The following is a 14,651-nucleotide window of genomic DNA, read 5'->3' on the forward strand; positions in this document are numbered from 1 at the left end:
CATTATCAATAAAATGATGTTGTTTGTTTCATGTAATAACATCAGATTTTTACTGATATTTTATAGTAAAATAAACCGCATTTTTTATTTTCAAGTTGTGCAATACAACTTGCTGCCTCCGTTAACTTGATTGGGCTTCAAGATTTAAAGTTTTTGGTATTCTCTTTGAGTGCCTGTAAGTCTTGAAAGAAAATTCACCCCTTAGGTCTTCGACCTAAATCATCGACATGGATACCAGTGTGCTACCGATTATTATCTTATTACCGCTCATACTCGGCACCACCCTTGTCTCACAATTACAGCGTATTTCGCGTGGCGTGACGGCACTTGGGGCGATTGGCATCAGCCTTAGTTGTTTTATTTTACTTTTGACTCAGGCAGAAACGGTTCTACAGGGCAATACCCTGCAACAAAGCTGGGACTGGCTTCCACAGCTTGGAATTAATCTGAGTTTTCGCCTAGATGCATTAGGCTTATTGTTTGGTCTGCTGATTAGCGGTATCGGCACCCTGATTTATATTTATGCCTATTACTATCTCAGCCCCAAAAACTCTCTGAGCAAACTCTACCAGTTATTAATGCTGTTTATGGCAGCTATGCTGGGGATTTCTCTCTCAAACAACCTGATTATTCTGTTGGTGTTTTGGGAACTGACCAGTATCTCTTCTTTCCTATTAGTAGGTTATTGGAGTCAATATGAGGCAGCCCAACGCGGTGCCCGTATGGCTCTCACCATTACAGGTATGGGCGGCTTAGCAATGCTGGGTGGCTTTGTGTTGATTGGACAAATCACAGGCACTTATCAAATTGATGAGTTGGTGTTGATGAAGGATACCATTCAGCAACATGCGCTATTTGTTCCTGCATTATTGCTGATCCTGTTAGGTGCATTCACCAAAAGCGCCCAGTTCCCATTCCATTTTTGGTTACCAAATGCAATGGCGGCACCAACGCCTGTGTCCGCTTATCTGCATTCAGCAACGATGGTAAAAGCAGGGATTTTCTTGCTAGCGCGTTTAGCACCTATCTTTATTGGTGCTGCGCTGTATCACAACATCGTAACTTTTGTTGGTTTATTCACTTTGTGTATGGCCGCAGGTTTTGCCATTTTCAAAGAGGATCTAAAAGGCCTTCTCGCTTATTCGACTATCAGTCATTTAGGTTTGATTGTCTGTCTACTCGGTATTGGCTCGCCACTGGCAGTTGCAGCTGCAATTTTCCACATCATTAACCATGCAACTTTTAAAGCTGCACTGTTCATGATTGCAGGGATTATTGACCATGAAACTGGTACACGTGATTTACGCAAGCTCAGTGGTATTTGGCAACTACTTCCATTTACGGGCACCCTCACCATGATCACCGCTGCCTCAATGGCGGGTGTACCACTGACCAATGGCTTTATTTCTAAAGAAATGTTCTTTACCGAGCTATTGGCAAACTTGTCTGGTCCAGTGATGGTGATTTCAGCCATTGTCGCTACGCTGGCAGGTATTTTTGCAGTCAGCTATTCGATTCGCTTGGTACATGGTGTGTTCTTTGATGGTGCTGTTGGTAAACACGTACCGAATAAAGATGCACACGAACCACATTTCGGTATGCGTTTACCGGCCATTATTTTGGCAACCTTATGTATTTTGGTGGGCATTCTCCCAGCCCTATTTGCAGGGACAATGGTCAACAGTGTCACTCGTGCAAGTTTGGCACAGCCTGAATTTGAGGGGGTTCATCTTGCGATTTGGCATGGTGTTAACGCCCCACTGATCATGAGTTTGATTGCACTGATTGGCGGATCAATTTTCTATTTTGCATTGGCAAAAGATGGTCGTATTCGCAAAATCGACTTAGATCCTTATCTTGGAAAATTCCAAGGCAAGATCTTGTTCGATCTATTCTTGAAAAATTTATTACTCATCAGCCGCAGGATTAAGCAAAAGACTGAAAATGGTTCTTTGCAAAGCTATATCCTCTGGATTGTTTTGTTTAGCATCATCATGGTGGGCTTACCGCTATTCAACCAAGGCTTAACCACAGGCACACGTGAGCTGACCCATGCACCTTGGGTGGCGATCGTACTCTGGCTGACACTGTTCTCAGGGTGCTGGATGATGCTTTGGTTCCATCATGAACGTATCAAAGCAGTCTTGATTAGTGGTGCAGTCGGTCTAGTCGTCACGATGGTGTTTGTGACTTTATCAGCACCTGATTTGGCATTAACCCAGATTACAGTTGATGTGGTGACCACTGTTTTATTATTAATGAGCCTGTCATTATTACCACAACTCACCCCATATGAATCAAGTCGTTCACGTCGTTGGAGAGATGCCAGCCTTGCCATTGCAGGTGGTTTAGGTATTGGCTGGATTACTTGGTTATTGCTAACCCGCGATCACAATTCCATCTCGTGGTTCTTTATGCAACAAGCGATTCCACTGGGTGGTGGTTCAAACGTTGTTAACGTGATCTTGGTTGACTTCCGTGGTTTCGATACCTTTGGTGAGATTACCGTATTAGGTATTGCTGCGATTGGTGCGCTATGTCTGATGGATGGTATGCGTGCGCATGGTACCACCATGACACAAGGCCTTTCTTACCGTTTTAATCCCTCACCGTTGATGTTGCGTATTACAGCATCTTGGATATTGCCACTGGCCTTGGTCGTGAGTGTCTATATCTTTATGCGTGGACATAACTTACCTGGTGGTGGCTTTATTGCGGGTTTAATCACCTCAATGGCATTAATCATTCAATACATCGTATTGGGACAAGACCAAACTGAACAAATGATTAAAGCCAAATCTGGTCGTCTTTATGAGTTGTGGATTGGCGCGGGTTTAACCATCGCAGGTCTAACTGGCATCGCCGCTTGGTTCTGGACTCGCCCATTCTTGACCAGTGCGCATATCTATGTTGAAGCACCCTTGCTTGGAAAAATGCATCTTGCCTCAGCAGTCGCATTTGACACTGGTGTCTACATTACCGTTGTTGGTGCTGCCATGTTGCTGATCTCTGTACTCGGAGACTCACGCCACTCAAGTATGGCTGGCCCAATCCCAAGTGGAGATAAAGAAAATGGTTAGTATTGAATTTTTACTCGCTTCGGGGATTGGCTTACTTACCGCAACAGGCATTTATTTGATTCTACGTGCCAGAACATTTCCTGTCGTTCTTGGCTTAGCCATGATTGGCTATGCCGTGAATCTGTTCCTCTTCGCCATGGGACGCTTACAAATCAATGCACCAGCTGTTTTGACCCAAGCGACCAAAGTCACTGATCCATTGCCTCAAGCACTGGTATTAACAGCGATTGTGATTGGCTTCGCAACCACTGCCTTTATCGTGCAACTTGCATTACGTAGTCGTTATGAATCGGGTACAGATCATGTCGACTCTAAAGAAGAACCAACCTTGACTTATGACCCACGTGAGGATGAGCCATAATGTTTGATTTTTACAGTTTTTGGCACGCTCATGCTCCAATTATCAGTATCTTAATCCCAGCATTTACCAGTTTTATCTTGGTATTATTGGGCAATCCAGGTTCAGGTTCTTTAAAACAAGATTGGCGCCAACCTTGGCGTCGTGGAATTAGCCTTACTTCAGCTGTTTTAGGTTTAATCACCGCGATCAGTTATGTCAGCATTGCCAGCACAGGACAAATCACAGTTTATCAACTCAGTGAATGGTCTGCTCCTTTTGGTATTGTGCTGGTTCTTGACCGTTTGTCTGCATTCATGCTGCTGCTCACCTACGTACTTGCAGTTCCTGTGATTTGGTATGCAAGCGACAATTGGGACACACGTGGACGTTATTTCCATACGATGGTGCATTTCTTGCTCATGGGAATCACAGGTGCATTCCTTACTGGGGATTTATTCAACTTATTCGTATTCTTCGAAATTTTGTTGATGGCTTCTTATGTATTGTTATTGCATGGTCAAGGCCGCCCACGTTTTCAACTTGGTGTTCATTACGTCACCATCAATTTACTTGCTTCTGCCCTCTTCCTGATTGGTTTAGGTATGATCTATGGCAGCGTGGGTAGCTTAAACATGGCTGATGTTGGCCGTTTGGTTTCTACTCTGGATGGTGATCAGCATAAGCTTGCGATTGCAGGTGGCTTACTCCTGTTTGTCGTGTTTGGTATTAAAGCTGCAATGCTTCCAGTTGGCTTCTGGTTACCAAAAACCTATGCGGTTGCAAGTACACCTGTTGCTGCGATTTTTACCATTATGACCAAAGTGGGGATTTACGCCATTTTACGTGTCAATGGTACAGTCTTTGATGATGCGATGGCACAGAGCATTTTCAAAAACTGCTTATTGATTATTGGTTTGGTGACATCGCTCTATGGCGTGATTGGTGCGATTGGCGCAGAACGCTTACGCCGCTTCGTTGGTTTTATGGTGTTGTCATCGATTGGTACATTATTGATTGCAATTGCCATGTTCAATACTCAAGCATGGGCCGCAGCACTGTATTATTTAGTTCATAGTACCTTAATCGCAGCAGCTTTCTATTTATTCTGTGGCTGGATGACTTCACAACGTGGTGCTTTCAAAGACCATTTAAAAGTCGCACCAAAGATCAAACAGGAAAAAGCGGCTGCTTTCACATATTTTACCATTGCACTTATGCTGGCAGGTTTACCACCATTTAGTGGCTTCTTAGGTAAAGTCTTTATTCTGCAAGCCACGGCTGAAACACCGTATCAAGGCTTGATCATTGCAGTCATCCTGATTGTCAGCTTACTCAGTATCATTGCCCTGACCCGTGTTGGTTTTATTCTATTTTGGCGTGCAACACCACCAGAAGAAGATCAAAAAGAAGCGGCTTATACAGAATATCAAGCACTGCCTGAGGTTGCGCCTAAGCGCAATGATACCGCAATCTATGCATTACTTGCTGGCTTGATGGCTTATGTCGTTTTTGCTGCACCTATTCAAAGCTATACCGTTGCAACAGCACAGCAAATTCAAAATCATGCACTCTACAATCAAAGTATTTTGAAACATGATGCACAAGGTCGTCCGATTAGCGTACAACCTTATGATCCAGGTTATTTACCTGAAACCAAATATGGCGGTGAGGTTGAGGATCATAATGCGCTACTTATTCCAGATATTATCTCGAAGCCAACACTTCAAGGTGAACATATTTCTGAATATAAGCAACGTCAAATTGCTGGGCAGATTTTAGAAGCACCAACTATTCCAAATAGCACGCAATTAAAACCAATGGAGGATCACTAATGCAAAAACCATCTTTGCTTGACCGTTGGTTCCCACATCCATTTGTGTCTGTCCTGATTTTTTTGAGCTGGCTGATGCTGGCACATAGTCTGGATGTGACCGATATTTTAATTGCCGTGATTCTAGCAATCGGGATTGCACGTTTGGTCAGCCCATTTATTGCCAGAACACCACATATTCACTGGATGCCTGCTATTAAACTGGTTTTTGTGGTGCTTTGGGATATCGTGATTTCTAATTTTCGTGTTGCCAAAATGGTACTCGGACCTATGGATGCACTTCATCCCAAATGGTATCGCGTTCCATTAGAAACTGAACATGAACAGGTCAATACCCTACTCGCAATGATTATTACCACCACACCTGGTACGGTTTCAGCAGGAATTGATCAGGAGCGTGGAGATATTCTGGTGCATGCGCTCAGTTCTGATAATACTGAGCTAGATATTCAGGACATTAAAAAGCGTTATGAAATGCCTTTAATCGAAATCTTTGATGTCAAGATTGCAGAAGGAGCGACTAAATGACCATTTTACCTTATGCATTGGGTATCGGTTTAATTGCCATCACGATCTCCATGTTTCTATGTTTGATTCGCCTAGTTGCAGGCCCTTCAGTGATTGATCGACTCTTGGCACTCGACACCCTATTTCTAAATGCGACCTGCTTGATCGTGGTCTTAGGGATTTATTGGGTCAGCACCAATCTATTTGAAGGTGCATTATTGGTTGCAATGCTCGGCTTTGTTTCTACTGCCGCGCTTGCTCGTTACTTCACTACAGGTCATGTAATTGACTAAGGAGCAATGCCATGCAACTGATTCTTGAGATTGTCGTTTCATTTTTTGTGGTGTTTGGTGCATTCTTTATGCTGATCGGTTCGATCGGCATGATTCGTCTACCCGACTTGTTTATGCGTCTGCATGCACCAACCAAATCAAGTACCTTAGGTTTAGGCAGCTTTCTGATTGCTGCCATGATCTTTGCTGCAATGCATGGCCGATTTGGTTTTGCTGAGCTACTGATTACTTTGTTTGCGTTTATTACGGCGCCTGTATCGGCTAATTTGATGGCACAGGCTGCGATTCATCTACGCTTACGTTCAACCAGTGGTGATGTACCAGAAGCGTTAAATCGTCCGCTTCCTTGGCAACGCTATCGTCGTCATCCTTTGAAGAAAGATTAATACTTTTATTCAGCGCATTAAAAAAGCCACCCGAAGGTGGCTTTTTTAATCACTCATAATTTTAAAACTATAAAAAATAATTTTTATTATTTTAAATTTCTATGAGCCACCTATCATAAACCCCACTAGTAAACTCATGGCTTCAACCAGATTAGTATTTCTTTATAAAGCTAAATTACGTAGATATATAACAAACCTACTTATAATTTACTAATATGGCATGACGATAAAAGTCATGTTTGCAACACCAGCATTATCGCTGTAGTAATTAAAGTTATCGTTCATATACCAATAATAATTTCTCGTTGTTCCACTGTCATTTATGTAATACCAAGTTCCACCTTTAGACTGATCAAATTTCTCCTCATAACCAACCGCTAAGGACTTTCCATTGCCCAAGCTACACAACCCCATAAGTTGCGCACGTCGAAGCCAAGTGACAACTTGTTCATTTGGCTCAAAGTCCCAACCATAAAGAGGACGATTAGAGGAGGTATCCTTATTATCAGTCCAAAGCGAGGAGGTGGCCGAGGCCCAATAGAAGATATGACCAGGTGGAACCACCAGAGGTGGATGAGTCGGATTAGTGAAGAACGGCTTATCTGTAGCTACGGCCTGCAAAAAGATGCTTTGCGCATTTTTTGGAGTGATTACTGCTTTTGCATCAACCTGTGTCGTCTCATTTGGAATGACCTTATCTTTATGCTTATCTATGTCTTTATCTTTATCAAGACTAGGGCTTGGTTCTTTCCACTTTCTTGTATCATTCATTTCACAATCTCCGTTAAGTCAAATAATTAGAATTTATTATTAATAGTAGCGAGTCAGAAAACCAAAGATTCTACAAGACAACCAACTCATCTTATTTGTCACCACCAACACAAGATTCTAAATATTGATATAGAAGTCAGATTTAAATTCATCTAAAAATAATGCAATATTTTGTTTATTTTTTAACCACAACTTAACACTAATACCCCATTCAAATAGAGTCAAGAATCCAATATATCAATCCGACAAGCAGTGTTTCTTGAACAAACAAGACCATTTATTTTTATAAAAAATTAAATATTTTCACTATTGGTATGCCAAGACATAAAAAAGCCACCCGAAGGTGGCTTTTTTATATCTATTTACTTTTGTTCATCTTGCTCTTGTTCAGGCAGATCCTTAACCGCTTCAGCAATCAGACCAAACATATAGTTACCATAGGCATTGGTCTTATCGTAATGGAAACGCAATCTTGGCGTAATACGTGTCTTGATACGACGGCTCAATTCATGACGCAGGAAACCAGACGCTTTATTCAACACATCTAAAGTTTCTTTATTTGCTGCTTCACTTTGATCATCACCAAGTTCACGACCCATTACAGTGACATATACTTCAGCATATCCCATATCTGCACTGACTTTCACGGCTGAGATGGTCACAAGACCACCCAGACGTGGATCTTTAAGCTCCTGACGGATAAGTTCAGACAACTCGCGCTGTACTGAATCCGCCATGCGCTTTAAGCGTTGGCTACCCGCCATTAAAGACTCCGTTTAATCAATTGAACATCATACACTTCGATCTTATCTTGTGCTTTGATGTCTTTATAACCTTTAACTGCAAGACCACATTCCATACCGGCACGAACTTCTTCAACCACTTCTTTATAACGACGAAGAGATTCAAGCTCACCTTGGAACACAACCACATCATCACGTAATACGCGAATTGGCTTGTTACGGTGTAATACACCTTCAAGGACCATACAGCCTGCTGCTGCACCAAATTTACTTGAGTGGAAGACTTCACGTACTTCAGCAACACCCAAGATCGTTTCACGATGTTCTGGCGCAAGCTTACCGCTCATTGCAGCTTTAACATCATCAATCAAATGATAAATGACGCTGTAGTAACGAATATCGATACCATCTTGATCAGATTTTTGACGAGCAGAGTTATCCGCACGTACGTTGAAACCTAATAATACCGCTTCTGAAGACTCAGCCAAAGTAACATCTGACTCAGTGATCGCACCAACACCAGAACCAATTACACGGACTTTAACTTCATCTGTAGAAAGCTCGTCAAGTGCAACATGTAACGCTTCCAAAGTACCACGTACATCAGTTTTGAGTACGACATTCACATAAGGAATATCTTTTTTACCCATAGATGCCATGATGTTTTCAAGACGCATTGCACTCGCACGCTCTAAACGTTTATGACGTTCACGGTCAGAACGAGCATCAGCAACTTCACGTGCTTTCTTCTCATCATTCACCACAAGAACTTCATCACCCGCCATTGGCGCATCAGGTAAACCTAGAATCTCAACTGGAATCGAAGGACCTGCAGAAGTAATACGTTGACCATTTTCATCAACCATGGCACGAACACGACCATAAGATGAACCAGCAAGTACTAAGTCACCGATGTTCAATGTACCGTTTTGTACCAGAATCGACGTTACTGCACCACGACCTTTGTCTACACGTGCTTCGATTACAACACCTTGTGCCGCACCTTCAGCTGAAGCTTTAAGCTCCATCAATTCAGCTTGGATCAAGATTAAATCAAGTAAGCCGTCGATACCCGCACCAGAGTGTGCTGATACTTTTGCAATTGGAACATCACCGCCCCACTCTTCAGGTACGATACCTTTAGTAGTCAATTCGTTTAATACACGGTCTACATCAGCCGACTCTTTATCCATCTTGTTGATGGCAACAATAATCGGAGTACCAGCAGCGCGTGCATGGTCAATTGCTTCCGCTGTTTGTGGCATAACACCATCATCAGCAGCAACAACAAGTACCACGATATCAGTCGCTTTTGCACCACGTGAACGCATAGAAGTAAATGCTGCGTGTCCCGGTGTATCTAGGAAAGTAATAATACCTTTCTCAGTTTCAACGTGATAAGCACCAATATGCTGAGTAATACCACCCGCTTCACCCGCTGCCACTTTAGAGCGACGGATACGATCCAGTAACGATGTTTTACCATGGTCAACGTGACCCATGATTGTCACGACTGGTGGACGAGTTGTTTGCTCACCACGTGCTTCTTCAGCCGCAACCAATAAGTTATCTTCTGCTTGCGTATCAGAAACTAAAACTGGATTGTGACCCAATTCTTCAACTACAAGTACAGCAGTATCTTGATCAATCGCTTGGTTCTGAGTTACAAGCTCACCCATCTTCATGAGGGTCTTGATTACTTCACGAACTTTTACAGCCATTTTTTGTGCAAGATCAGCAACGATGATTTTTTCACCGATCTCAACATCATAAATTTGCTTTTTAACTGGTTTTTCAAAGCCATGTTTATTTGCTTGGCTAGTTTTTAAGCCGCGCTTATGATGGCTTTTACTGAAGCTTTGCTCTGATTGAGCATCGCCACCACGACCGCCTTTCTTACCAGCACGTGGATTTGCAGTTGCACCACCACGTTTGATTTCACGGTCTTCCTTATTGAAGGAATCTTCATACGCTTGACCAACAAGACCAGCGGCTAAAGGTGAATCATCAATCACACGAATCGTTGCAGTCGCATCATCATTTGAATATTTTGATGCCATCTGACGCATTTGCTCAAGTGTACGTTGCTGCGCTTCTTCAGCTGCTTTACGACGTACTGCTTCTTCAGTCGCTTTCAACTGAGCAGTTTGCTCTTCACGTGCTCTTTTTTGCTCTGGTGTTTCTGTCGGGCGAATAACAGGGGCTTTAATCACCTTGTCGCTATTACGCTTTTTCACCACAACAGCAGTTTTTGCTGGCGCTTGAGCTGAATTATCAGAAGTATGCGCTGCACGCATTGCTTCTAAAGTTGCATTGGCTTTTTGTTCAGCCGTATGACGTGCAGTTTGCTCAGCATCATTACGTACTTTTTGCTCAGCACGTACTTTTGCATCAGCTTCTACACGCGCTTTTGCTTCAGCTGCAAGTAATTCTGGATTTGGTTTAGCAAAAACTTGTTTCTTGCGAACTTCAACATTAATGCTTTTTGCTTTACCTGAAGTACTTGTAACTTTAGCAGTACTCGTTGTTTTACGTTTCAACGCAATCTTTCCTGTGTTACCACTTTCCTGACCATGTACTTTTTTCAAGTGATTGACCAAAGTATCTTGCTGTTCAGTGGTAATAATGTCATCTGCTTTACGCTGTGGTAGACCTGCTTCGCGAACCTGCTCTAGGAGTTTCTCTACAGGACGTTCTACGCTGAGCGCTAACTCTTGAATCGACTTGTCCGTCATCTATTATCTCCTAGTTAAACCATGATTCACGTGCTTTCATGATTAACTGACCCGCTTTGTCATGACCTAAACCTTCGATATCAGAGATATCATCAGTTGCTTGGTCTGCCAAATCATCAACAGTAACCACACCACGCGCCGCCAAAGCATATGCAATCTCAGTCGTCATACCTTCCATACCGAGAAGTTCTGCACTTGGCTCTTGAATATTTTCTTGCTGTTTCAATGCATCCGTCAAAGCAGCTTCTTTCGCACGACTTTGTAACAGTTCAACTAAATCAGCCTCAAGCTCGATTTCGTCGAATGTTTCAGCTGGCACATAAGCAATCTCTTCTAGTGAAGTGAAGCCCATTTCTACCAATGCCATTGCCAAGTCTTCTTCAATATCAAGACGTGTAACAAACATATCTAAATATTGTTGTGCTTCATTTTGCTGACGAGCACGATACTCTTCTTCTAACATCATGTCGAGTTTATAACCCGTCAATTCCGATGCTAAACGAACATTTTGTCCTTGCGAACCAATTGCACGCGCTAACTGATCATTGGTCGCAAAGATAATATCTGCACTACGTGCATCTTCATCTAAAACGATACCTGATACATCAGCTGGCTCTAGTGCACTTGCAATATATTGTGCTGGATCATCAGACCACACCACGACATCAATACGCTCACCGTTCAACTCTTGTTGTACCGCTTGGATACGCGTACCACGCATACCAATACATGCACCCACAGGGTCAATACGATGGTCATTGGTTTTCACTGCAATTTTAGCACGAACACCTGGTTGACGAGCAGCCGCTTTAATTTCAATGATTTCTTCAGAAATTTCTGGAATTTCTTTTTTCATCAATGCAATCAGCATTTCAGGACGCGCACGAGACAATAATAATTGTGCGCCACGGCCTTCACGATTTACGTTATACAAAATCGCATTGATACGCTGTTTAGGACGTAAAATTTCTTTATGAATGGTTTCTTCACGCGCTAAATAAGCTTCAGCGTTGTCACCAAGATCAATGATAAAGCCATCTTTAGTTTGCTTTTTCACTTCACCGTAAATCAACTCACCCACTTTAGACTCATAAGCATCCGCAACCAGTGCGCGCTCAGCTTCACGAATCTTTTGTACGATTACTTGTTTTGCAATTTGTGCAGCAATACGGCCGAATTCAATCGATTCAACTTCCAACTCACGTACGTCACCAATTGACCACTGAGCAGGGTCTAAATCAGAAATCGCGTCTTGGCATGCTGGCATTTCATGATCTTCATCCGCAACTACAGTCCACTGACGGAAAGTACGGTAATCACCCGTTTTACGATCAATCTCAACACGTAGTTGAGCTTCTTCTGAACGTGTACCTTCGTAAAACTTTTTCTTCGTTGCCGCAACAAGTGCTTGCTCTAACGCTTGGAAGATCGCTTCACGACTAACACCTTTTTCATTACTAACCGTTTCTGCAACGGTAAGAATTTCGCGGCCCATAAGTCACCTACCGATTTCTTATAAAATTAAGTTAATATTAGTCTTGATAGATTAAATTTGCTTTATCAATATTATGACTATCAATTTCAAGCACATGATTACCTTCAACTTCGACTTGAATCATTTCATTTTCTAAGTCTACAGAAAGTAATTTCGCTTGGAATTTGCGACGGTTCTCGACAGCAGCAATTAATCGTAAAGCCACTTGTTGCCCGATATAGGCAGGCAGTTGGTTCAATTGGAAAAATGGACGATCCCAACCTGGTGAAGAAACTTCTAAAGCATATTCACCTGAAATTGGATCATGAACATCAAGCATTGCACCCACTTGTTGCGTCACGAGGACACAATCTTGAACGCCAATACCACGCCCGAGTTCAACTTCACCATCTTCTGTTAAGACAGGTTCAACATTCTCATCGACCGCTTTATCAATATAAATGCGTAATAAAGAACGTTTCCCTTGTGGGAGGAATTCAATTCCCCACAAATCTACACCACACGCAGCTACAGCTGGTGCAATTAGATCATGCAATGCTTGAGATTTATTTGATAATTTCATTTACTCTCGTCGCTCTCATACGAGCCAATCAATCTTAACCGTATAGTGAAGCACGACTATTTGACCAATTGATGTCGAACAACTACACGATATAGCTAAACAACCAATAAAAAAGGGCGTAAATCGCCCCTATGTTACACAGAAAAGCAAAGCCCACTGTGCAAAAAGGCCCACCTTATTGTGAGCCTCTTTTTAGAAACTTGGTAGCGGGAGCTGGATTTGAACCAACGACCTTCGGGTTATGAGCCCGACGAGCTACCAGACTGCTCCATCCCGCATCAACGTGCAAAAATTATATACAAATATGAAAAAAAGTCAATTTAAGTTTTCTTCATACTCGCTTGATTAAGTTGCACCTTAATCAAATGGTAGCGGGAGCTGGATTTGAACCAACGACCTTCGGGTTATGAGCCCGACGAGCTACCAGACTGCTCCATCCCGCAACAATACAAACACTGCACACACCAAACTTACTGGTTATTAAGCTTGGTGCGGAAGGGGGGACTTGAACCCCCACGCCCGAAAGCACTACCACCTCAAGGTAGCGTGTCTACCAATTCCACCACCACCGCAGTATTGTGGGACGCATTCTATTCCCTTAAATGCAAAAAGGAAAGTGCTAATTCAACTTATTCAGTTGTTTTTGGTGCATTTGGTGAAGTTTCAGGCGATGTCGCTGGTGCAGATGTCGTTGTTTGAACAGTTTTTAAACTATACGCATCTGTCGTCTGTTTTTTAGCAAATACAGCGAGCGTTAAACTGGTGACAAAGAACAATGCAGTAAAAATCGCAGTTAAACGAGTTAAAAAGTTACCTGCACCTGAAGCACCAAATACAGTAGCAGCACCGCCACCACCAAATGATGCGCCTGCTTCTGCGCCTTTACCTTGTTGTACCAGAACCAAAGCAATAATTAAAATTGCTAAAATGATATGTACAACGAGTATAAAACTATACATTTCAATTCCTCGTTATTTGCTTTGTGCAAATGCTTTTGCGATTTGGTAAAACGATTGCGCATTTAAAGATGCACCACCCACCAAAGCACCATTAATATCTGGACATGCTGCCAATTCAACTGCATTTTCAGCTTTTACGCTGCCGCCATAAAGAATCGCCATATCAGCACCAAATGCTGTGATTTGCTTTAGACCTTCACGAATTTTTGCGTGCATTGCTTGAGCGTCAGCAGGAGAAGCTGTCTTCCCTGTTCCAATCGCCCAAATAGGTTCATACGCTACCACAATATTTTGCCATTGTTCAGTTTTTACAACAGCAGCCATATCACAAATTTGTTGTAATACCACTTGTTCAGCTGCGCCCTGCTCACGCTGCTCTAAGCTTTCGCCCACACAATAGATAACAGTCAAACCAGCATTCAATGCATTTTGTAATTTAGCTTTTAAGATTTCGACATCATCACCAAACAACTCACGGCGTTCAGAATGCCCAATTAAAACGAATTCAATACCACTGTCTTTTAACAGTTCGGCACTGACTTCACCTGTATAAGCGCCTGTTCCTGCAACACGAGAAACATCTTGAGCAACAGTGTAAATCGCTCTCGCAGCATCTTTAAATTGCGCTTGAATACCAGTCAAAGCGATTGCCACTGGGGCAACACCAATATGGCATTGCTCAGCAGCAATATTGTCCTGTTGTAATAACTGTTTAAATTCTTCTACTAATTGGAAAGCATTCGCATGCATTGGATTCATTTTCCAATTGCCAACAACCCAAGGAGTAATGCTCGAGTTCGACATACTTCGCCCACCCACTGTTAATTTCTCAAAAATGCTGCATATTTTACACGGATTTTTATAAAATTCAGTTTTTTCTTTTACTGCCATATAAATGAATCAAAAATCATAAAGTTCAATAGAATTAGCGATACAACCACCGCAATAT

At 42.4% G+C, this 14,651-nt stretch carries 13 protein-coding genes and 3 tRNA genes; 6 read left to right on the forward strand and 10 right to left on the reverse strand.

The window, feature by feature from the left end; all coding sequences use genetic code 11:
- Positions 1–227: 227 nt before the first annotated feature.
- Genes NDN11_RS16330 through NDN11_RS16355 form a run of 6 tightly spaced genes read left to right on the forward strand, consistent with a single transcriptional unit; the run spans position 228 to position 6,437 of the window.
- The gene (locus NDN11_RS16330) at positions 228–3,080 is read left to right on the forward strand and encodes a monovalent cation/H+ antiporter subunit A (RefSeq protein WP_251110233.1); all 2,853 of its coding nucleotides are present in this window, start codon (positions 228–230) and stop codon (positions 3,078–3,080) included.
- Entirely contained in the window at positions 3,073–3,441 is a 369-nt protein-coding gene (locus tag NDN11_RS16335; RefSeq protein WP_004774108.1) for a Na+/H+ antiporter subunit C, read from the forward strand. Before NDN11_RS16330 ends, NDN11_RS16335 begins: the two co-directional genes overlap by 8 nt.
- The gene (locus tag NDN11_RS16340; protein WP_251110234.1) at positions 3,441–5,252 is read left to right on the forward strand and encodes a monovalent cation/H+ antiporter subunit D; all 1,812 of its coding nucleotides are present in this window, start codon (positions 3,441–3,443) and stop codon (positions 5,250–5,252) included. Before NDN11_RS16335 ends, NDN11_RS16340 begins: the two co-directional genes overlap by 1 nt.
- On the forward strand, positions 5,252–5,779 hold the full coding sequence (locus tag NDN11_RS16345; protein WP_167250343.1) for a Na+/H+ antiporter subunit E: 528 nt from the start codon (positions 5,252–5,254) through the stop codon (positions 5,777–5,779). The genes NDN11_RS16340 and NDN11_RS16345 overlap by 1 nt, the downstream gene beginning before the upstream one ends.
- A complete protein-coding gene (locus NDN11_RS16350) occupies positions 5,776–6,051 on the forward strand; it encodes a monovalent cation/H+ antiporter subunit F (protein ID WP_167250341.1) in 276 nt (91 codons plus the stop codon). Before NDN11_RS16345 ends, NDN11_RS16350 begins: the two co-directional genes overlap by 4 nt.
- Positions 6,052–6,062: 11 nt before the next feature.
- Positions 6,063–6,437 carry a Na+/H+ antiporter subunit G gene (locus tag NDN11_RS16355; protein WP_004802326.1) on the forward strand — a complete coding sequence of 125 codons (375 nt, stop codon included), beginning with the start codon at positions 6,063–6,065 and terminating at the stop codon, positions 6,435–6,437.
- Between the two features lie 210 nt (positions 6,438–6,647).
- Here NDN11_RS16355 and NDN11_RS16360 read toward each other — a convergent pair whose 3' ends face one another.
- The 10 genes from NDN11_RS16360 to tpiA form a co-directional block, all read right to left on the reverse strand.
- Positions 6,648–7,208 (reverse strand): hypothetical protein, encoded by a 561-nt coding sequence (locus NDN11_RS16360; protein WP_251110235.1) that lies wholly within the window; start codon positions 7,206–7,208, stop codon positions 6,648–6,650.
- Positions 7,209–7,570: 362 nt separating this feature from the next.
- Positions 7,571–7,972 carry a ribosome-binding factor A gene (locus NDN11_RS16365; protein WP_004774100.1) on the reverse strand — a complete coding sequence of 134 codons (402 nt, stop codon included), beginning with the start codon at positions 7,970–7,972 and terminating at the stop codon, positions 7,571–7,573.
- The gene (gene infB, locus NDN11_RS16370; RefSeq protein WP_167250337.1) at positions 7,972–10,686 is read right to left on the reverse strand and encodes a translation initiation factor IF-2; all 2,715 of its coding nucleotides are present in this window, start codon (positions 10,684–10,686) and stop codon (positions 7,972–7,974) included. The genes NDN11_RS16365 and infB overlap by 1 nt, the downstream gene beginning before the upstream one ends.
- 10 nt (positions 10,687–10,696) lie before the next feature.
- Positions 10,697–12,181 (reverse strand): transcription termination factor NusA, encoded by a 1,485-nt coding sequence (gene nusA / locus NDN11_RS16375; protein ID WP_004802322.1) that lies wholly within the window; start codon positions 12,179–12,181, stop codon positions 10,697–10,699.
- 37 nt (positions 12,182–12,218) lie between these two features.
- On the reverse strand, positions 12,219–12,743 hold the full coding sequence (gene rimP, locus NDN11_RS16380; RefSeq protein WP_005154900.1) for a ribosome maturation factor RimP: 525 nt from the start codon (positions 12,741–12,743) through the stop codon (positions 12,219–12,221).
- A 201-nt stretch (positions 12,744–12,944) separates the two neighbouring features.
- A tRNA-Met gene (locus tag NDN11_RS16385) sits at positions 12,945–13,021 on the reverse strand.
- 88 nt (positions 13,022–13,109) lie between these two features.
- A tRNA-Met gene (locus NDN11_RS16390) sits at positions 13,110–13,186 on the reverse strand.
- Between the two features lie 44 nt (positions 13,187–13,230).
- Positions 13,231–13,315, reverse strand: a tRNA-Leu gene (locus NDN11_RS16395).
- Positions 13,316–13,372: 57 nt separating this feature from the next.
- Positions 13,373–13,702: a preprotein translocase subunit SecG gene (secG, locus tag NDN11_RS16400; RefSeq protein ID WP_167250335.1), complete on the reverse strand. Its 330-nt coding sequence runs from the start codon at positions 13,700–13,702 to the stop codon at positions 13,373–13,375.
- Between the two features lie 12 nt (positions 13,703–13,714).
- Positions 13,715–14,506 carry a triose-phosphate isomerase gene (gene tpiA, locus NDN11_RS16405; protein WP_251110236.1) on the reverse strand — a complete coding sequence of 264 codons (792 nt, stop codon included), beginning with the start codon at positions 14,504–14,506 and terminating at the stop codon, positions 13,715–13,717.
- Positions 14,507–14,651: the final 145 nt, after the last annotated feature.

It is taken from the genome of Acinetobacter sp. C26M, assembly GCF_023702675.1.
Lineage (GTDB): Bacteria > Pseudomonadota > Gammaproteobacteria > Pseudomonadales > Moraxellaceae > Acinetobacter.